21 protein-coding genes are annotated in these 17,800 nt (G+C 64.6%); 11 read left to right on the top strand and 10 right to left on the bottom strand.

Features of this window, described 5'->3' with window-relative positions:
* The first annotated feature begins 21 nt into the window (after positions 1-21).
* The 5 genes from tsaB (at position 22) to I603_RS01285 (ending at position 3,142) form a co-directional block, all read left to right on the top strand.
* A complete protein-coding gene (gene tsaB / locus I603_RS01305; protein ID WP_068862015.1) occupies positions 22-651 on the top strand; it encodes a tRNA (adenosine(37)-N6)-threonylcarbamoyltransferase complex dimerization subunit type 1 TsaB in 630 nt (209 codons plus the stop codon).
* Positions 648-1,124: a GNAT family N-acetyltransferase gene (locus I603_RS01300; protein ID WP_068862014.1), complete on the top strand. Its 477-nt coding sequence runs from the start codon at positions 648-650 to the stop codon at positions 1,122-1,124. The genes tsaB and I603_RS01300 overlap by 4 nt, the downstream gene beginning before the upstream one ends.
* A gap of 114 nt (positions 1,125-1,238) precedes the next feature.
* The gene (locus I603_RS01295; protein WP_068862013.1) at positions 1,239-1,682 is read left to right on the top strand and encodes a Ros/MucR family transcriptional regulator; all 444 of its coding nucleotides are present in this window, start codon (positions 1,239-1,241) and stop codon (positions 1,680-1,682) included.
* A 136-nt stretch (positions 1,683-1,818) separates the two neighbouring features.
* Positions 1,819-2,241 carry a Fur family transcriptional regulator gene (locus I603_RS01290; protein ID WP_068862482.1) on the top strand — a complete coding sequence of 141 codons (423 nt, stop codon included), beginning with the start codon at positions 1,819-1,821 and terminating at the stop codon, positions 2,239-2,241.
* A gap of 94 nt (positions 2,242-2,335) precedes the next feature.
* On the top strand, positions 2,336-3,142 hold the full coding sequence (locus I603_RS01285) for a lysophospholipid acyltransferase family protein (RefSeq protein ID WP_415858442.1): 807 nt from the start codon (positions 2,336-2,338) through the stop codon (positions 3,140-3,142).
* Here I603_RS01285 and I603_RS01280 read toward each other — a convergent pair.
* The 4 genes from I603_RS01280 to I603_RS14390 form a co-directional block, all read right to left on the bottom strand.
* On the bottom strand, positions 3,139-4,023 hold the full coding sequence (locus I603_RS01280; RefSeq protein WP_084439752.1) for a LysR substrate-binding domain-containing protein: 885 nt from the start codon (positions 4,021-4,023) through the stop codon (positions 3,139-3,141). The genes I603_RS01285 and I603_RS01280 overlap by 4 nt on opposite strands.
* Before the next feature lie 93 nt (positions 4,024-4,116).
* Positions 4,117-5,046 carry a hemolysin family protein gene (locus tag I603_RS01275; RefSeq protein ID WP_068862011.1) on the bottom strand — a complete coding sequence of 310 codons (930 nt, stop codon included), beginning with the start codon at positions 5,044-5,046 and terminating at the stop codon, positions 4,117-4,119.
* Between the two features lie 26 nt (positions 5,047-5,072).
* Positions 5,073-5,552: an rRNA maturation RNase YbeY gene (gene ybeY / locus I603_RS01270; protein ID WP_068862010.1), complete on the bottom strand. Its 480-nt coding sequence runs from the start codon at positions 5,550-5,552 to the stop codon at positions 5,073-5,075.
* Positions 5,553-5,760: 208 nt separating this feature from the next.
* On the bottom strand, positions 5,761-6,159 hold the full coding sequence (locus tag I603_RS14390; protein WP_143736723.1) for a sunset domain-containing protein: 399 nt from the start codon (positions 6,157-6,159) through the stop codon (positions 5,761-5,763).
* A 277-nt stretch (positions 6,160-6,436) separates the two neighbouring features.
* Between I603_RS14390 and I603_RS01265 the strand changes: the two genes are divergently transcribed.
* A complete protein-coding gene (locus I603_RS01265; RefSeq protein ID WP_068862009.1) occupies positions 6,437-7,075 on the top strand; it encodes a phage portal family protein in 639 nt (212 codons plus the stop codon).
* A 40-nt stretch (positions 7,076-7,115) separates the two neighbouring features.
* Here the strand turns inward: I603_RS01265 and I603_RS01260 are convergent, their stop codons facing one another.
* From I603_RS01260 to I603_RS01245, 4 genes are all read right to left on the bottom strand, one after another.
* Entirely contained in the window at positions 7,116-7,601 is a 486-nt protein-coding gene (locus I603_RS01260; protein ID WP_068862008.1) for a hypothetical protein, read from the bottom strand.
* Positions 7,598-8,629: a PhoH family protein gene (locus I603_RS01255; protein WP_068862007.1), complete on the bottom strand. Its 1,032-nt coding sequence runs from the start codon at positions 8,627-8,629 to the stop codon at positions 7,598-7,600. Before I603_RS01255 ends, I603_RS01260 begins: the two co-directional genes overlap by 4 nt.
* Before the next feature lie 108 nt (positions 8,630-8,737).
* Positions 8,738-10,081, bottom strand: coding sequence for a tRNA (N6-isopentenyl adenosine(37)-C2)-methylthiotransferase MiaB (miaB, locus tag I603_RS01250; RefSeq protein WP_068862006.1), 1,344 nt, complete (start codon positions 10,079-10,081; stop codon positions 8,738-8,740).
* Between the two features lie 93 nt (positions 10,082-10,174).
* Positions 10,175-10,636: a peptidylprolyl isomerase gene (locus I603_RS01245; RefSeq protein ID WP_068862005.1), complete on the bottom strand. Its 462-nt coding sequence runs from the start codon at positions 10,634-10,636 to the stop codon at positions 10,175-10,177.
* A gap of 102 nt (positions 10,637-10,738) precedes the next feature.
* Between I603_RS01245 and mgtE the strand changes: the two genes are divergently transcribed.
* From mgtE to I603_RS01230, 3 genes are read left to right on the top strand one after another with little or no spacing between them, the layout of a single operon-like run.
* Positions 10,739-12,187, top strand: a complete 1,449-nt coding sequence (gene mgtE / locus I603_RS01240; RefSeq protein ID WP_084439750.1) for a magnesium transporter — start codon at positions 10,739-10,741, stop codon at positions 12,185-12,187.
* Positions 12,188-12,220: 33 nt separating this feature from the next.
* On the top strand, positions 12,221-12,994 hold the full coding sequence (locus I603_RS01235) for a glucose 1-dehydrogenase (RefSeq protein ID WP_068862004.1): 774 nt from the start codon (positions 12,221-12,223) through the stop codon (positions 12,992-12,994).
* A 31-nt stretch (positions 12,995-13,025) separates the two neighbouring features.
* Positions 13,026-13,418, top strand: coding sequence for a DUF1489 family protein (locus tag I603_RS01230; RefSeq protein WP_068862003.1), 393 nt, complete (start codon positions 13,026-13,028; stop codon positions 13,416-13,418).
* A gap of 14 nt (positions 13,419-13,432) precedes the next feature.
* Here the strand turns inward: I603_RS01230 and I603_RS01225 are convergent, their stop codons facing one another.
* Together I603_RS01225 and I603_RS01220 are read right to left on the bottom strand one after the other, a co-directional pair.
* Entirely contained in the window at positions 13,433-14,494 is a 1,062-nt protein-coding gene (locus I603_RS01225) for a BLUF domain-containing protein (protein WP_068862002.1), read from the bottom strand.
* A gap of 243 nt (positions 14,495-14,737) precedes the next feature.
* Positions 14,738-15,781 (bottom strand): Vgb family protein, encoded by a 1,044-nt coding sequence (locus tag I603_RS01220; protein ID WP_232305209.1) that lies wholly within the window; start codon positions 15,779-15,781, stop codon positions 14,738-14,740.
* An 86-nt stretch (positions 15,782-15,867) separates the two neighbouring features.
* Between I603_RS01220 and I603_RS01215 the strand changes: the two genes are divergently transcribed.
* Together I603_RS01215 and I603_RS01210 are read left to right on the top strand one after the other, a co-directional pair.
* Entirely contained in the window at positions 15,868-16,950 is a 1,083-nt protein-coding gene (locus I603_RS01215) for a putative urea ABC transporter substrate-binding protein (RefSeq protein ID WP_068862001.1), read from the top strand.
* A gap of 33 nt (positions 16,951-16,983) precedes the next feature.
* Positions 16,984-17,799, top strand: coding sequence for an ABC transporter permease (locus I603_RS01210; RefSeq protein ID WP_068862000.1), 816 nt, complete (start codon positions 16,984-16,986; stop codon positions 17,797-17,799).
* Position 17,800: the final 1 nt, after the last annotated feature.

Below are 17,800 nucleotides of genomic sequence, written 5' to 3'. Positions count from 1 at the left end.
GCTGGGGCATCGGCTTGCGCCATGCGGATGCTTGCCATCGAAACCGCCTCCGAAGCGTGCTCGATCGCCCTGTTCGAGGGCGAGACGCTGATCGCGCATGACCACCGCGTGATCGGGCGCGGCCATGCCGAAGCGCTGGTGCCGATGATCGCCGCCCTGCCCGAAAAGGGCCGCAGCCAACGCATCCTTGTCTCGCTCGGTCCGGGCAGCTTTACCGGGGTGCGCATCGGCCTTGCCACCGCGCGTGCTCTCGGCCTCGCCTGGGGAGCAAAGGTGCTCGGCTATCCGACCCTCGCCCTGATCGCCGCGCAGGCCCAGGCCGAACGTCCCGGCAGGCCGGTGACGGTGTGCACCAATGGCGGGCACGGCGAATGGTTCGTGCAGGATTTCGGGTCCGACGGCCTGCCGCTCACTGATGTGGTCTCGCAAACCCCGCGAGAAGCCAAGGACGACCTGCACTATGACTTTGCGGCAGGTAACCGGGCGCGCGACCTGCTGGCCTTCGCCGGCGTGAGGGCAGTCGCAATGGACATCCTGCCCGAAGCCGATGCCGTGCCGCTGCTGCCAGCCTCGCTGATGACCGACAACCTCGCCCCGATCTATGGCCGCGCGCCCGATGCCACGCCAATGGCCGGACACCCGCCTGCATGACCCTTCGCCCGCTCCTTGTTGACCGGATCATGGCGGTGATGGGTGCCGCTTTCGACCCGGCCTATGGCGAGGCATGGAACCGGAGGCAGGTCGCCGATGCGCTGGCCTTGCCGAGCACCCATGCGCTGGTGGTCGATGCCGATGGTGCCTTCATTGCCGACGGCGACGCGACAGCCCGCGCGCCGGCCGGCTTCGTCCTCAGCCGCCATGTCCTCGACGAAGAGGAATTGCTGTTGATCGCAGTGGTTCCCGGCGCACGCCGGCGCGGCATCGCAGTAACCCTCATCAAAGGTCTGATCGATGCGGCGCGCGAACGTGGCATTAATCGCATCTATTTGGAAATGCGGCGTGGAAACCCTGCGCTCCACCTTTATCGCAAGATGGGATTTGACCCGATAGGCGAACGTCGCAACTATTACCGGATGGCGAATGGCGAAAGAATCGACGCGATTACTTTTGGACGTTCGATTTGATTTTATCCGATTCTACCGAAGTTTAGCTTAAGCAAAATCTCCCAGTTGCCAATGCAATGTTTTTCCTCCATGGGCCAGTAATCGGAAAAATCCGAAGAATAGGTCGAGGAACTCATGGAAAACTCGGGAATCGATATGAAAGAAACCCTTATTACGCTGACCAGCGATATCGTCGCAGCGCATGTCAGCAATAATGATGTCGCAGTTGGCGATTTGCCGAGCCTCATCACCAACGTCTACGCAGCGCTCGCCAATCTGGGTGAACAGCCGGTGGTGGAAGAACCCAAGCCGCAGCCGGCCGTCGCAATCCGCAACTCGGTCAAGCCCGAATACATTGTCTGCCTTGAAGATGGCAAGAAACTGAAGATGCTCAAGCGCTACCTGCGCACCAATTACAACATGTCGCCCGAAGAATACCGCGCACGGTGGGGCCTTGCTGCCGATTACCCGATGGTCGCCCCCGCCTATGCCGAAAAGCGCCGCGATCTTGCCAAGAAGATCGGTCTTGGCCGCAAGCCCGGCGCGACCCGCACCCGCCGCACCAAGAAGGCAAGCTGACCAGCACGGCATAAGCCCTGTTGAGAGGGCCGCATGCCAGCTTGAGCAAGCAGCCCCGTCCCTATAAGGATGGGGCTGCTTTGCTTTGCATGGGACGCAAGCCGCGGGCCGCGCACATTCGGCAATGGAGCTGTCATTGAGCCAGAAGATCGATCTTGAACAATTGTGCGCCGAAAAAGGTCTGCGCATCACCGAACAGCGCCGGGTGATCGCCAAGGTGCTATCGGAGAGCGACGATCACCCCGACGTCGAACTGCTGCACTCGCGGGCCGCGGCAATCGACCCGAAGATCTCGATCGCCACGGTCTACCGCACCGTGCGCCTGTTCGAGGAGGCGGGCATCCTCGATCGCCACGATTTCGGCGACGGGCGCTCGCGCTATGAGCCGGTGCCCGAAGCCCATCACGATCACCTTATCGATGTCGAGACCGGCAAGGTCGTCGAGTTCGTCGATCCGGAAGTCGAGGCGCTCCAGCGCCAGATTGCCGAGAGACTGGGCTACCGGCTCGTCGATCACCGCATGGAACTTTATGGTGTCCGGCTTTCCCGTGAGGAATGACACGCACGGCGAGCGCGACATGCGGCCTGCCGAACAGCGCGACTGGGATATCAGGCTTGCCGCAGCGGGGGGCGAGAACACCCCGGTGTCGCCCATGGGGTGGCTGCGCATCGCCTTGCGCACGCTGGCACTGGTGCTGCTGATCGCCGTTTTCGTACCGCTGCATTTTCTTTATCGCACTGTCGCCTACGGCTCTCCCTTCCCTATGCTGTTCCTGCGGTTTGCCGCGCGGATTTGCGGTGCGAAGGTCGAGGTGATCGGAACGCATTTGCGGCGGGATGTCTTCTACGTCGCCAATCATGTTTCCTGGGTCGATATCCTTGCGCTGGCGGGTGCGAGCGGAACCGCCTTCGTCGCCAAGGCCGAACTCGCCCAGTCCCCCGTGGTTGGCTGGCTGGCGAGCCTCAATCGTACCGTCTTCGTCAAGCGTGAACACCGCATGGGCGTGGCCGAACAGATCAACGCATTGAAGGAAGCGCTGGTCGACAATTGGTCGGTCACCGTTTTTCCCGAAGGGACCACCACCGACGGGCAATCGCTGCTGCCGTTCAAGACCAGCATGCTCTCGGTACTCGAACCGCCGCCGCCCGGTGTGCTGGTGCAGCCGGTCGTGCTCGATTACGGGCCGGTCGCAGAATGGATCGGTTGGATCGGCGAGGAAGGCGGGCTCAACAATGCCAAGCGCGTGCTGGCGCGCAAGGGCTCCTTCCGGCTTCGGCTCTATTACCTCGAACCCTTCAGCCCCGAGGATTTTCCCGGACGCAAGGCAATTGGCATGGAGTCACGCCGCCGCATCGAGGAAGCCTTGCTGGAAATCCTCGGGCGCCCGCTGCGCGAATTTGCCCATACGGTGCCGCCGGTGCGCTACGCACCGCGCGCGGAAGAGGTATCCGCCGACTAAAGCCCTGCGCGCACCAGCCAATCGTGGAAGATCCGTACCGGGCGGCTTTCGAGCGCCACCGGCTTGCACACGAACCAGTAGGAATACGGGCTTTCCACCGGCACGCCCGGCAGATTGGTAAGGCGATTGTCATTCGCACGGCGCAGGTGATCGTCGTGCATGATGGCAATACCCAGTCCTTGCGCGGCGGCCTCCAGCATCAGGGCGCCCGAATCATAGTGATCGATCGCGCCTGCTTCCATGTCCTCGAGCCGGTTGGCCTTCTTCCACGCGACGAAGCTTTCGGGCAGTTCGTTGTGGATCAGGAAGGTCTGCTTCGACAGGCTTTCCGCAGTGATCTCCGGCCCGATCGCGCGGGCAATGTCCTTCGAACAGATGGCATGAACGAGATTGTGATCGAGCCGCACCGCGTGCAGCCCGCTCGCCGGCCCGCGCGACAGGATGATTGCCGCATCAAGCGTATCGCCCACCCGGTCCTCCAGATGCGGCGCGGTATCGATGTCGATGTGCAGCAAGGGGTGGCGCTTGCGCAACTCGCCCAGCCGCGGGAACAGGCGCTGGCTGCCGAACATCGGCAGCACGCCCAGCCGCAGACGCAGCAGCGCGATATTGTCCGACTGGCTTTCCACAGCCCGCGCCAGCGCCTCCAGATGCGGGTTCACCGCCTCGTAGAAGGCCTGTCCTTCATCGGTGAGCTGCATTGACTGGCGCGCGCGGGTGAACAGTTTCTTGCCGACGAACTCTTCGAGATTGGTGATCCGCCGCGACAGCGCCGAAGGGCTGAGGCCGATCTCCTCTGCCGCCGCCCGCGCCGATCCGAGGCGGACCGTGCGCATGAAGGCTTCGAGCGCGCGCAGTGGGGGCAGACGGCGTGAGGGCATGGCATTCTCTCCTTGTGGGGAGAGATACGCGCAAAAAGACCAAAGGATGCAAAAAATCGAAGAAAAATTGCATCGGGAGCGGGCGGGTTGCGCCTACTGCACCTCGTCATCGATCATGGGCGGGTGAAGCCGCAGGCGGGTGACGTGAGTTTCATCACCTGCTGTCACTTCAATCCGCCAGCCGCTCGGATGTTCCAGCACGGTGCCGACCGGCGGCACGGCTTCGGCCAGAACAAAGGCGAGGCCGCCGAGTGTATCGACCGCTTCCTCGACCTCGGCAAGGCGCGGGTCGATCTGTTCGGCGATGTCGTCCAGTTCCGCACGGGCATCGCAGTCCCACATGCCCTCGCCCAAGGGCACGCACAGGGCTTCGGGCGCATCGTCATGCTCGTCCTCGATCTCGCCGACGATTTCCTCGACCAGATCCTCGATAGTGATAAGCCCGTCGGTGCCGGAAAATTCGTCGACCACGATTGCGAGGTGCACCCGCTTGGCGCGCATGTCCGCGAGCACATCAAGCGCCCCGCGCGCCTGCGGCACGTAGAGCGGCTCGCGCAGCAGGCTGGTCCAGTCCGCAGGCGGCTCTGTAAGATTGGCGATGATCGGGAAGATATCCTTGATGTGGATCATCCCGATCACGTCGTCCAGCGTCTCGCGATAGACCGGCATGCGCGAATGGCCGTGTTCGGAGAAGGCGGCGACCAGTTCATCCCAGCTGATCGAGGCATCCACCGCTATGATCTCGCCGCGCGGCACGGCGACATCGTCGGCGTCATGTTCGGAGAAGTGCAGCAGGTTGCGCAGCATCTGGCGCTCGACCCGCGACAGATCACCGCGCTCGCCGGAGCGGTCATCACCGCCGGAGACCCCGTTCTCGTCCTCGTGCTCGTCAATCGCTTCCTCGAGCTGTTCGCGCAGGGACCGCGCGCCTTCGAGCCTCAGGATCTTGCGCAAGACAGGCCACAGCCCGCTGCTACTGTCCGCGTCTCCCGATTGGGACGCGGAAGATGGGGAATCGGCCATGGCCTTCGACGATGCTCCTCCTGTTGTCATGCGCCATATGGGTCAGCGATGCCCATTTTTGCAAGTATAGCTGTCTCCAGCGCTTCCATTTCTTCCGCCTGTGCATCGGACTCGACATGATCGTGGCCTGCCAGGTGCAGCAATCCATGGACGATGAGATGGGCCGCATGGGCTTCCAGACTAACGCCCTTCTCTTGCGCCTCGCGCGCGCAGGTCTCGTGGGCGAGCGCAATGTCGCCAAGCATCGCGGGCGGGCCATCGGCAGCCAGACCTGCCAGCTCGCTACGCTCCAGCATCGGGAAGCTGAGCACATTGGTAGGCTTGTCGCGCCCGCGCCATTCACGGTTCAATCCGTGGACTTCCTCGTCGGAGGTGAACAGCAAGCTGACGAGGAGGCGGGGGTTGGCGAGCAGCGGCTCGCCCTCCCCCGCCGCAACGGCGGCACGCTCTGTTAGCGCCTCCCATTCGCCCGCAGGCCAGGCTTCGATGTCGATATCAAGCTGCATCGCGGGCGTCCTGAACGGCCACGGAGGATGGGAAGGAGTGCATGCCCGCTGCGATAGCGCGAAAAGCGAGCTGTAGGAATTGTCCGCTGATGGGGCAGCTGCGATGGCGCATGAAGGGCTGGAGTTGGGTGGACAGCCAAGGCAGCCTGTGACAATCGCAAGCGCTGCGCCCCGGAACCCTCGGCCGTGGCCACACTGCAGGTTGCGGTTACCCTTGCTGCTCTTCGAGGTAGCCTGCTTCCTTGGCATCAGCTCGGCTGCAAAACATTCGCTCTGCATTGGCCCGAGCATATTCGGGGCTGGCCGGGGTGCGATAAACTAGGCCGCCTTGCGCATCCCGCGTGCCCTTGATGTTGCATTGAGTTTCGCAACCGACAATGGCGCACCGAGTTTTCGAAACGCGGGGCTTGCCGCGGGTCGCTCCTGTTCTGGCGGTATCGACGGTCGCAGTATTGTCCAATGTCGAATTCGCGGCGGGAGCGTCAGCGTGAAGCTCGGAAACACCGAACAGTTGGCCAGCTGATTGCTGTGTCGGATGCGCGTCAAGCCTATGTGCAATGGCAATGGGATCCATTGTCACAGCAAGAATTGCGAGGAAGGCAGACATCACCATCCTTCCATAGAAACCAGAAATTCGTGAAAGCAGACCTGATGTTCAAAGTTAACCGCACCCGAATCGGGCGCTTGCTCCAGTGTCCGCAGCAAGGTCGCTCCCCGAACGGCGGGGCCTGGCCGGAATATCACCGAAACAGCCATTCGTGCGCTGTCGCGGCGACCGCTCATCTTGTATTCATCGCTTGTCCGCAAGTCGAACCCGTCGAGGGCTTTTGGTTGTCACGGTGAGAGGAGATCGCGGCATTTTGCGCCTGGCATCGTGCCTGCTGATGCTTGCCCCGCTTTGCGGTGCCGCGGCCGAGCCGGGCACTGCAGGGAGCGATCTGCCCATCCAGCAACACCTTGCCAGCCTTGCCGAGGCCGACACGCCGCTTGCCTCGCTGCGTGCGAACCTGCCCGAATGCCAGAATGGCTGCATCACCCCGGGCGAGGCTGCGGCGATGGCCTTTGCCGCCGGCGAGGGCGAAGCACGCCCGGGACGCTTTCTGCTCGACGTGCGCGGCGGCGGGCAGAGCCTCCACGGCGAGCTCGGCACGCTGTTCTTCGTCAATTCGCGGCAGGATTACGCCACATTGGGCACGCTCACCGTCGCCTTCGAGCCTGCCGCGCTGCGCGCGCTGCTGCAACGCGCCAAGGTGTGCGGCGCGGCCGATGTTGTCGAGGGACAGATCAGCGTGAAGGGCTGCCGCCGCGAGGGCTTGAGCGACCTCAACATGTTCACGATGATGCAGCGCCTCGGCGGGCGGCGGATCGTCGTCGACGGCGAGGTGCGCCTGCAATGGATCGATTCAGCGATCGGCGCGCCCCGCCCGCTTCCCAACAAGCGCGGCGAGCACGAGCGGGGCTATTATCAGGTGTGGGTGCAGGTGTCGGACGCGGATCAGGTGATCTTTGTCTACGAGGACTGAGCAAGCGGGGTGAAGAGTCGGCCGCAGGACGCCTCGATCATTACCGGCCGACAGGCTTCTTGATCTTGGCGCCGCAGATCCATTGATCACTGGACGGCATGTGAAGCGACGTCGTCAGCAACTCGGCCTTCTTCGCGAGCCGCCAGCGGCGAAAGACACGTTGCGAGGAGCCGAGCGGCTTTACCTCCTCCTCGAACTTGCCAAAGCGATCGGCAAGCACATCGTTCATCTGCGAACATTCCAGTTCGCCCAGCTCGATATCGATATCGCGCAATCTGCCATCGGCATCGAAATAGAACAGTAGCCGGTATTCATGACCATCGTTGGTCCATGTTCCGGCCAGCGGGGCGTAGGAGGAATAGGTCTTGCGCTGCCTTGCGGTCTCCAGCCGGGTGACGACGATATCCGATTTCGCCGCCCCGACCTCGGCCTCGCTCATGCCCCAGTCAAAGCCCTGCCAGTCGGCCGCACGGGCTGGCGCTGCAAGAACCAGCGCCGCGGCGGCGGCGGCGAGCGGTAGCCTCACGCACCCTCCCCCTCATAGGCCTCGACAATGCGCCCCACTATCGGGTGGCGCACGACGTCGGCAGCGGTGAAGCGGATCGTGCCGAAGCCCTCGACGCCTTCGAGCCGCCCGACCGCATCGGCGAGCCCGCTCATCCGGTCGCCGCCGGGAATGTCGACCTGCCGCGGGTCGCCGCAGATCACCATCCGGCTGTTCTGGCCGAAGCGGGTAAGGAACATCTTCATCTGCTCGCGCGTGGTGTTCTGCGCCTCGTCGAGAATGATGAAGCTGTCCGCCAGCGTGCGTCCGCGCATGAAGGCGATGGGCGCGATCTCGATCTCGCCATTCGCAAGCCGCCGTTCGACTTGCTCGGGCGGCATGCAGTCGTAGAGCGCATCGTAGAGCGGGCGCAGGTACGGATCGACCTTGTCCTTCATGTCGCCGGGCAGGAAGCCGAGCTTCTCCCCCGCCTCCACCGCCGGGCGCGACAGGATCAGGCGCTGCACGGAGCCGGTGATGAGCTGGCTGACCGCCTGCGCCACCGCGATATAGGTCTTGCCCGTCCCCGCAGGGCCAAGCGCGAAGATGATGTCCTCCTTCGCCAATGCCTTCATGTATTCGATCTGGGTCGCCGATCGCGGCACGATGGTTTTCTTGCGCGTGCGGATCATGATCGGCGGGGCATCGCGCTCACCCGAAATGATGCCTTCCAGTGTCGGTTCGCTGGACATGGCGATCAGCGATTCGATTGCGCCGCTATCCAGATCCTCGCCCCGCGCCAGGCGATCATACATGGTCTTCAGCGTCTCGCGGGCGCGGGCGACGTCGTCCTCCGGACCCTCGATCACCACCTGGTGCCCGCGCGCGTGGATATAGACCCCGAGCCGGTTTTCCACCTGCACCAGATTGGCGTCGAACTGGCCGAACAGCGGCCCCAGCAGCGACTGGTTCTCGAAAGTCAGCTCAACCCGGGCGCGCCGGGGAGCGGGAATGCCGCGGGGATCGGGCGAAAGAGCCGGATTGGCGGCGCGGGAGGGTCGTCGGCCCATAGCTTCCTTTGGTTCAGGCCGCGGGACAATCCCTCGCCCTGAGTCGTGAAGGTAAGGCTGGGACGCGCCAAAGCAAGCGGGGGACGGTGACGCGGCGGTGGAAAGTCGTCAAACCGTCACGGTCTGGCGCACGATCCCCCTGAGCGAGTTCGGTCCGGCTTCGGCCAGCTCGACCTCGATCATGTCACCGATCTGATAGTCGCCTTCGAACCACACTGATTGCAGCCAGGGCGACTTGCCGAGCCATTGTCCGGGGTGCTTGCCCTTGCGCTCGACCAGAACGGTGCAGGTCTTGCCCACACTCGCCGCGTTGAACGCCATCTGGTGGTGGGCGATGCGGCTCTGGAGGCGCTGGAGGCGCTCGTCCATGATCTCGGGCGCGATCTGGCCGTCCATCGTCGCCGCAGGCGTGCCGGGGCGCGGGGAATATTTGAAGCTGAAGCAGGCGGCGTAGCGCACTTCGTCGACGATGCTGAGCGTGTCGGCAAACTCGGCCTCGGTCTCGCCCGGGAAGCCGACGATGAAATCGCCTGACAGGGCAATATCGGGCCGTGCGGCGCGGAATTTCTCTATCAGTTTCAGATAGCTGTCAGCGGTGTGCTGCCGGTTCATCGCCTTGAGGATGCGGTCGTTGCCCGCCTGCACCGGCAGGTGCAGATAGGGCATCAGCTTGGCGACCTCGCCATGCGCAGCGATCAGATCCTCGTCCATGTCGTTGGGGTGGCTGGTGGTGTAGCGGATGCGTTCAAGGCCATCGATGCCGGCCAGCGTGCGGATCAGCCCGCCCAGCCCTGCGCGGCGGCCCTTGGCATCCTCTCCGCGCCACGCATTGACGTTCTGGCCGAGCAGGGTGATCTCCTTCGCGCCCGCTTCGACCAGCTTGTGCGCTTCATCCACCAGATGACTGAAAGGTCGCGATATTTCGGCGCCGCGGGTATAGGGCACCACGCAATAGGTGCAGAACTTGTCGCAGCCTTCCTGCACCGTCAGGAAAGCACTCGGCCCGCGCTTCTTTCGCTGCGGGAGCGCGTCGAACTTGGCGATGGCGGGCATGTCCGTATCGGTCGCGCGCTCGCCCTGCTGGGCCTTGTCCAGCATCTCCGGCAGGCGGTGATAGGCCTGCGGGCCGACCACGATGGAGACGGCAGGCGCGCGCGCCATGATCTCCTCGCCCTCGGCCTGCGCGACGCAGCCTGCGACCGCGATCAGCGGGGCCTTCCCGGCTTCCTCGCCCGCCTTCACCAAGCGGCCGATATCGGAATAGACCTTCTCGGCGGCCTTCTCGCGGATGTGGCAGGTGTTGAGGATGACGAGATCCGCCTCCTCGCCCTCGGGCGCGGGGGCGATGCCCTGCTCGGCCAGCAGCTCGGCCATGCGCTCGCCGTCATAGACGTTCATCTGGCAGCCGAAGCTCTTGACCCGGTAGGTCTGGGGGGGCGCGGAGGGTTTCATGAGGGGTGCGCCTTTAGCGCCAAGCGGCTTGCGGTTCAACGAAAAGGGGCGACCGAAGCCGCCCCTCCCCGATCCGGAATCTCTCGCTGAGGCTCAGGCCACCGTCGCCTTGACGATCTTGCCGGGCGCGCGCGGCGGTTCGCCCTTGGGGATGGCGTGGACATGTTCCATGCCGCTGATCACCTGGCCCCACACGGTGTACTGCTTGTCGAGGAAGCGCGCGTCGTCGAGGCAGATGAAGAACTGCGAATTGGCGCTGTTGGGGTTCTGCGCGCGGGCCATCGAGCACACGCCTTCGACGTGGGGCTCGGCGTTGAATTCGGCCGGAAGGTCAGGCTTGTCGCTGCCGCCCATGCCGGTGCCGGTCGGATCGCCGCCCTGCGCCATGAAGCCCGAAATCACGCGGTGGAAGATCACGCCGTCATAGAAACCTTCCTGCGCCAGCTCGGTGATGCGCGCGACGTGGCCGGGCGCAAGGTCGGGGCGCAGCTTGATGACGACGTCGCCGTGCTCGCCGGTGCCATTGTCGAGGGTGAAGGTGAGGGTTTCGGCCATTCTCGTAACTCCTGCATGAATTTGCCCGCGCTTTTAGCAGCCAATGCGCCCCTGTCACCCTCCCGCGCTTGCTTTTCACCCTTGCCCGCCTAAACCGCCGACATGGCCGAAGACCTCATCCCCGAAGACAATCTGCTGATCGCCGATTCCGGCGAGGTCGAGGTGCGCCCGGACGACCGTGTCGACGATGAACGCCACGACGAGGAAAACCGGCTCAAGCCCTCCTTCATCAGCGCCGTCCACGATGCGCTGGAAGCAGGCGACAAGGGCGCGGTCTATGATCTGGTCGAACCGCTGCACGCAGCCGACGTCGCCGACCTGATCGAACTGCTCGAACGGTCCGAACGCACGCAGCTGGCCGCGGCCATCAGCGACCTGATGACCAGCGACGTGATCGCGGAACTCAACGATTACGTGCGCGAGGACCTGATGGAGGCCCTGCCCGCGCAGGCGGTCGCAACCATCGCCGAACAGCTCGACACCGATGATGCGGTGCAGCTGATCGAGGACTTGGACGAGGCCGACCAGCGCGCGATCATCGCCGAGCTGGAGCCGGAAACCCGTGCCGCCGTCTCCAGTGCGCTGTCCTACCCTGAAGAGACCGCCGGACGGCTGATGAGCCGCGATTTCGTCGCGGTGCCCGAACACATGACGGTGGGCGACCTGATCGATTTCCTGCGCGAGGAAGGCGATCTGGAGCACGACTTCTTCGAGGTCTTCATCATCGACGAGCGCCACCATCCGGTCGGAACCTGCGCGCTGAACTGGATCCTCACCACCCCCCGCGGCGTGCGGCTCACCGACCTGATGAAGCGCGACCAGACCCTGATCCCGGTCACGATGGATCAGGAAGAGGTCGCTCTGATGTTCCAGAAATACGCGCTGATCTCGGCGGCGGTGGTGGACGAGAGCGGACGGCTGGTCGGCCAGATGACGGTCGACGACGTGGTTCACATCATCTCCGAAGAAGCGGGCGAGGACGCGCTGCTGATGAGCGGTGCGGGCGACGGCGACATCAACGAACCGATCCGCGAGGCCTATACCGCACGCGTGCGCTGGCTGGTCGCCAATCTCGGGACGGCGGTGGTTGCATCCAGCATCATCGCGCTGTTCGGGGCCGCGATCGAGCAGCTGGTGGCGCTCGCGGTGCTGATGCCGATTGTCGCCAGCATCGGCGGCAATGCGGGCACCCAGACGATGGCGGTGGCGGTTCGCGCGATTGCCACCAACCAGCTCACCCGCGCCAATACGCGGCGCATATTGTGGCGCGAATTCCGCGTCGCGCTGCTGAACGGCGGCACCATCGCGGCACTGATCGGGCTGGCGGCGGGCGTGCTGTTCACCCCGATGATGGGCGTGGTCATCGCGCTTGCCATGATCATCAATATCGCCGTGGCGGGCCTGGCGGGCGTGCTGGTGCCGGTAATCTTCGAGCGGCTGGATCAGGATCCGGCTGTGGCGAGCAGCGTGTTCGTGACGATGATCACGGATTCGATGGGCTTCTTCGCCTTCCTAGGTTTGGCAGTGGCGGCAGGCCTCGCCCCGCTTTAACCCGTCCCCCGAGAGACAATCGGGGAGAGCGATATGGCAGGACGGGTTGAAGGCAAAGTGGTGCTGCTGACGGGCGGTGCGATGGGTCTGGGCAAGGCCTCGGCCAAGGCGTTGCTGGCAGAGGGCGCGCGCGTCATCATCACTGATATCGACGAAGCGGCGGGGCGCGCCACCGCAAGCGAACTGGGCTGCGGCTTTCTTCCCCAGGACGTGACCGACTGGACGCGCTGGCAGGCCATCATCGCCGAGGTCGAACAGGCTCACGGCAGGCTCGACGTGCTGGTCAACAACGCCGCGATCACCGTGTTCGGATCGGTGATGGACATCAGCCCCGAGGATTTCCGGCGCTGCTACACTGTCGATGTGGATTCGATCTTCATGGGCTGCAAGGCGGCAATTCCGCTGATGGCCCGCCATAAAGAATGGGACGGCGGCGGGGGTTCGATCGTCAATTTCTCTTCCGCGGCGGGCAACAAGCCCTCGCCCGATCTTGCCGCCTACAACAGCGCCAAGGCGGCGGTGGCGATGCTGACCAAGTCGATCGCGCTGTGGTGCGCACGCGAGCAGAACGGCATCCGGGTGAATAGCGTGCAGCCCGGCACGATCCTCACCCCCAATGTCGAAAGCGTCATTCAGGGCACGCCCGATCCGGAAGCGACCCGCGCGGCGTTCTCTGTCGCCCAGCCGATCGGTCGCATGGGCGAAGTCGATGATATCGCCCATCTGGTGGTCTATCTCGCCAGCGATGAAAGCCGCTTTGCCACTGGCGCGCCCTTCATTGTGGACGGGGGGCTTAGTATCGCTTGATCGGGCGCGCGATTGGCCCACATTGCAGGACATGCCTCTCCACCTGACCAAGATCGCCTTCGGGGCGAAGAGCTATGACCATCTCGAAGGCTGGTATCGCGGCCGCTCGGAAATCCGGCTGACCACCCGCAACCGCCCGACGCGGCACGAGGAATGCGTGGGCGGCTCGCTTTACTGGATCATCAACCATGCCATCGTCGCGCGCTCGCCGATTACCGGTTTTGCCAAGACCGATGACGGGCGCTGGGACATCTGCCTCGCGCCCGAGCTGATCCGCGTCCACACGCAGCCCAAACGCGCACATCAGGGCTGGCGTTACCTGACGGATGACAAGGCCCCGCGCGATGTGGCCGAGGGCGAGGATATCGGCGATGCGCTACCGGGCCGCCTGGCGATGAAGCTGGAGCGGCTCGGCCTTGTCTGAGCGTGGTCTGACGGCTATTTCAGCGCGCGCCCCTGCCGGATCAGTTGCGCCAGCCTGACGCTGGTTCCCGAAACGCAGCGACGGGCATGATCCGCGCCGACTGTGGCGGCGCTGGCAGTCGCCTCGGCGAACAGGCGCCCGCCGACCGACACCACCACCAGATTGCCCGCGCCGGCCTTGCGGCTGGCCTCGACCGTCTCGCGCAGCTGCGCCAGCGCGCGCTGGCGCGGCAGGGCGTCGGACAGGGCGATATCGACCGCATCATGGCCCTGCGCCGCGATCTGGTTGGCGAGCGCTTCCTTGCTGGTGGGAAAGGCCATCTCCACCCGCCATCCGGCATCGGTGAACTGATCGGCCAGCATCGCGGTGGAGAGCATGTGCGGCTCGCCCGGCGCGGTCGCCAGCAGGATCGAATAGCGGCTGCGGCGCAGGCTGGTGGTGCAGGCGTGCGAGCGCACCGCATGGCCCGCCAGCTGCAACATGCTGAGCCCGATGGTCAGATCGAATTCGCAGCACTTGTCGGCCAGCCAGGCATCGCCCAGTGCGCGCGCCACCGGCTCGATCAGGTGGGCGATGATATCATCCGCGGTCCAGCCCTGATCGGCGATGCTCGCCAGCCGCGCGCTGATCCGCGCGTCATCGCCCTCGAGCGCCAGCTGGGCAATGCCCGGCACGTAATGGGCCAACGCATGCGGGGCGAGATCGCTCGCGCGAGTGGTCCGGCGCGGGTCGTCCTCGCGGCTGTAAAGGAGCAGGTCCCAGTCCGAGAACAACCGGCCCGAAACCATGTGCTCGGTCAGCACCTCGATGTCGCAATGACGCTCGTCGCGGCGGATCGAGGACCACACCTCAGCGAGGCCATCGGGCGGGCCTTCGAGCGTCTGCAGGTAACGCCCATTGTCGTAAAGCAGCATGCCGGTGACGCCGAGCCTGCGGTTGCGGTCGCGCGCCTCGGCGACAAGCCGTTCAAGATCGCTTTCTGAAGGCCGCGTCACCGCGCGGCTCTGATAGGTCAGACAGCCGATCCACTTGTCCGAAGCCGAACCGGCCAGAACGGATCCCGTTTGTACCTGCATCGTACCCTCCCCTCCGGCGTTCAGGGACAAACGGGCCTATCGGGGGACTTCTTGTGTGATCCCCTTGCGATAACCCGGCGGATGATCCCTTCCGCGGATTGTATGATTTTTGCAGAGACGGATCAGCCGCATGGCTGCGACGACCGCCTGAACCCGGCACCCGCATCGCCGGATCGCGCTACGGAAACCGAGTGAGTCGCAGCGTTGACCATCGCAAGGGATGCGTCAATCCTTAAAAACGATTCACCGTGGAGGAGGGGCGCTCCACCACGAGAGCGTCTGGTTGTCGTGGGCCGAGGTCCACACCCCTGCCGGGGTCCAGCGCAGCGCGCCGCTGCCCACCGCATCGCCCATCCGCGCGCGAATCGCAAGGGTTTCCGGATCGATCACCACCATTGTCTGGTCATCGGTGGTGCGCAGCCACACAGCGCCGCCGCCGGTGTCGATATCGCCCCACTTGAGATTGTCGCCGACCTTGGTGCGGCCCGCCACAGTGAGCGCCTCGGGATCGACCTTGGCCACGGTGCCGTCACCCTGTTCCTGCACCCACACCGCGCCCTCGCCCGCCGCAAGGAAGCCGGGAGTATCGCCCAGCGCGACAGTGCCGGTAACGGTGTTGGTGGCCGGGTCGATCTTCTGGAGCACCTTGCCCTCGCTCGACACAGCCCACAGCGCGTCGAAGCCGAAGGCGAGATACCAGGTCTCGGGCGCCACATCGATGGTAGCGACCACTTCATTGGTGGCCGGATCGATCCGCGCGACCTTGCCGGCCGGATCGCTCGCAACCCAGACCGAACCGGCGCCGGCAACGACATTGGTTTCGCCCTTGGGATTGGCGAGACCGCTGGCGACCTTGGCCTCGAGCGTCGCTGCCTCGAGATTGATGCGGTAGATTTCCGCGCCCTTGCAATTGGCGACCCACAGCGATCCTTCGGCAATCGCCATGGTGCCGCAGGGACGCGGGACGGCGAAGCTGGCGACCTTTTCGCTGGTGGACCACTGCTCCACCCGCCCGTCATTGGTGACCCAGACCGTGTCACCGTCAACCGCAAGGAAATCGGCAAAGCCCGGCACCTCCAGTGCCTTTTCCACCAGATCGGGCGCAGGCCCTTCGGCAGGCGGGGGCGGTTCGCCGGGGCCGCAGGAGGCCAGCAAGGCCGAGGCCGTGAGGAGCGAGAACGGGCGTGCTGCCTTGTGTCGGGCCATCGCAATCCTTTCCTGTATCGTCCGGGCGCGGGGCTGGCAGGCAGGCACAACCCCGGCGAGGATGGCAGGATGCTCGGCCATATTACACTTTTTGGCAATCGTAATAATTCCCCATAGACAAATCTGCGCGATGGGGTGATGCTGCGCTTGCGAAAGGAATCCGAATCATGCTCCATCTGGCCCGCCGCGCTGCCCGCTTCCTGCTCATCGCCTGCGCGCTCGCGGTTGCGGCCTGCTCGGGAGCGGAGGAACCGGCCGAGCCGCGCACCAGCTTCAACATCGGCTGGTCGATCTACGCCGGGTGGATGCCGTGGCCCTATGCCCAGCAGACCGGGATCGTGAAGAAATGGGCCGATAAATACGGGCTCGAAATCAACTTCGTGCAGGTCAATGACTACGTGGAGTCGGTCAACCAGTATACCGCGGGCAAGCTCGACGGAGTGACCGTCGCCAACATGGACGCGCTGACCATTCCGGCGGCGGGAGGAAAAGATACCAGCGCGATCATCCTCGGTGACTATTCCAACGGCAATGACGCGGTGCTGCTGAAAGGGGCGAGCAACGTTGCCGCGATCAAGGGCCGCGAGGTCTATCTGGTCGAGCTTTCGGTGTCGCACTACCTGCTTGCCCGCGCGCTCGAGGAAAACGGGATGAAGCTGACCGACGTTAAGACGGTCAATACCTCGGATGCCGACATCGCCAGCGCCTTCACCTCACCGCAGATTGATGCGGCGGTGGCCTGGAACCCGCAGGTCACCACCATGAAGGGCGTGCCCGGCACCACGGCGGTGTTCAGTTCGGCCGACATTCCGGGCGAGATTCTCGATCTGCTGGTGGTCGATACCGCCACGCTCAAGGCGAACCCCGATCTCGGCAAGGCGCTGGCGGGCATCTGGTACGAGACCATGTCGATCATGGCGAAGCAGGATGACGAGGGCGCCGCCGCACGTGCGGCCATGGCCAAGCTGGCGGGCACCACGCCTGAGGCGTTCGAGGGCCAGCTTGCCACCACCTTCCTCTATACCGACCCCAAGGCGGCAGTGACGGCGATGGCATCTCCCGATCTCGTCACCACCATGACCCGGGTGCGCGATTTCAGCTTCGCCCAAGGCCTGTTCGGTCAGGGCGCGCGTTCGGCGGATGCGGTGGGGATGTCCTTCCCCGGCGGCAAGACGCTGGGCGATGAAAACAACGTCACGCTGCGCTTCGATCCCACCTTCATGCAACTGGCCGCGGACGGGAAGCTGTAAGGGCGGCGGGCGGATAGCGGCAGGACAGGCGCGATGCGCTGGGTGAACCGCTCAATCGGGCGCGGCAATGCTCTCCTGCTGGGCGCTATCCCGCTGGGGGTGCTGGCGCTGACCTATCTCTTTGCCGCTGCCAGCCGCCATGCGGCCAATCCTTCCGACAAGATCCTTCCCCTGCCGGGCGCGATGGCCGAGGCTATGGCGGCTCTGGTATTCGAGGCCGACCCGCTTTCGGGCCAGTTCCTGTTCTGGGCGGACACGCTGGCGAGCCTGAGCCGGCTCGGCATGGGGCTCGGCATTGCCACCTTTTCGGCGCTGCTGGTAGGCCTAGTGCTGGGCGCGCTGCCTCCGGTGCGCGCGACTTTCGGCCCGACCGTGACGGCCATCGCGGTGATCCCGCCGATCGCGCTCTTGCCGATCCTGTTCATCACCTTCGGCCTTGGCGAGACGGCCAAGGTGGCCCTGATAGTGGTCGGGATAGCCCCCTTCATGATCCGCGATGTGGCGGGCCATATAGCGGCGCTCCCGCGCGAACAGGTGGTAAAGGCGCTGACACTGGGTGCATCAAGCTGGCAATTGCTGCTGCGCGTCGCCCTGCCGCAGGCCATGCCGCGTCTGATCCAGGCGCTGCGGCTGTCGCTCGGCCCGGCGTGGGTGTTCCTGATCTCGGCCGAGGCGATCGCGGCGGACGTGGGACTTGGCTACCGTATCTTCCTTGTCCGGCGCTACCTCGCGATGGACGTCATCCTGCCTTACGTCGCGTGGATCGCGCTGCTGGCTGTCGCCATCGATTTCCTGCTCAACCGCACCAGCCGCGCGGCTTTCGGCTGGGCGCACAAGGCGGGGCATTGAG

Origin of the sequence: Erythrobacter dokdonensis DSW-74, from assembly GCF_001677335.1 — a bacterium.
In the GTDB taxonomy this organism is placed as follows: Bacteria; Pseudomonadota; Alphaproteobacteria; order Sphingomonadales; family Sphingomonadaceae; genus Erythrobacter; species Erythrobacter dokdonensis.
Note: the sequence above shows the minus strand (reverse complement) of the source record. Positions and strands in the feature narration are given on the sequence as shown.

Excerpts from the sequence above, each read along its gene's own strand:
- tsaB (WP_068862015.1), top strand. The coding sequence starts at position 22 with ATGCGGATGCTTGCCATCGAAACCGCCTCCGAAGCGTGCTCGATCGCC.
- I603_RS01300 (WP_068862014.1), top strand. The coding sequence starts at position 648 with ATGACCCTTCGCCCGCTCCTTGTTGACCGGATCATGGCGGTGATGGGT.
- I603_RS01295 (WP_068862013.1), top strand. The coding sequence starts at position 1,239 with ATGGAAAACTCGGGAATCGATATGAAAGAAACCCTTATTACGCTGACC.
- I603_RS01285 (WP_415858442.1), top strand. The coding sequence starts at position 2,336 with ATGGGGTGGCTGCGCATCGCCTTGCGCACGCTGGCACTGGTGCTGCTG.
- I603_RS01280 (WP_084439752.1), bottom strand. The coding sequence starts at position 4,023 with ATGCCCTCACGCCGTCTGCCCCCACTGCGCGCGCTCGAAGCCTTCATG.
- I603_RS01275 (WP_068862011.1), bottom strand. The coding sequence starts at position 5,046 with ATGGCCGATTCCCCATCTTCCGCGTCCCAATCGGGAGACGCGGACAGT.
- ybeY (WP_068862010.1), bottom strand. The coding sequence starts at position 5,552 with ATGCAGCTTGATATCGACATCGAAGCCTGGCCTGCGGGCGAATGGGAG.
- I603_RS14390 (WP_143736723.1), bottom strand. The coding sequence starts at position 6,159 with ATGTCTGCCTTCCTCGCAATTCTTGCTGTGACAATGGATCCCATTGCC.
- I603_RS01265 (WP_068862009.1), top strand. The coding sequence starts at position 6,437 with ATGCTTGCCCCGCTTTGCGGTGCCGCGGCCGAGCCGGGCACTGCAGGG.
- I603_RS01255 (WP_068862007.1), bottom strand. The coding sequence starts at position 8,629 with ATGGGCCGACGACCCTCCCGCGCCGCCAATCCGGCTCTTTCGCCCGAT.
- miaB (WP_068862006.1), bottom strand. The coding sequence starts at position 10,081 with ATGAAACCCTCCGCGCCCCCCCAGACCTACCGGGTCAAGAGCTTCGGC.
- I603_RS01245 (WP_068862005.1), bottom strand. The coding sequence starts at position 10,636 with ATGGCCGAAACCCTCACCTTCACCCTCGACAATGGCACCGGCGAGCAC.
- mgtE (WP_084439750.1), top strand. The coding sequence starts at position 10,739 with ATGGCCGAAGACCTCATCCCCGAAGACAATCTGCTGATCGCCGATTCC.
- I603_RS01235 (WP_068862004.1), top strand. The coding sequence starts at position 12,221 with ATGGCAGGACGGGTTGAAGGCAAAGTGGTGCTGCTGACGGGCGGTGCG.
- I603_RS01230 (WP_068862003.1), top strand. The coding sequence starts at position 13,026 with ATGCCTCTCCACCTGACCAAGATCGCCTTCGGGGCGAAGAGCTATGAC.
- I603_RS01225 (WP_068862002.1), bottom strand. The coding sequence starts at position 14,494 with ATGCAGGTACAAACGGGATCCGTTCTGGCCGGTTCGGCTTCGGACAAG.
- I603_RS01220 (WP_232305209.1), bottom strand. The coding sequence starts at position 15,781 with ATGGCCGAGCATCCTGCCATCCTCGCCGGGGTTGTGCCTGCCTGCCAG.
- I603_RS01215 (WP_068862001.1), top strand. The coding sequence starts at position 15,868 with ATGCTCCATCTGGCCCGCCGCGCTGCCCGCTTCCTGCTCATCGCCTGC.
- I603_RS01210 (WP_068862000.1), top strand. The coding sequence starts at position 16,984 with ATGCGCTGGGTGAACCGCTCAATCGGGCGCGGCAATGCTCTCCTGCTG.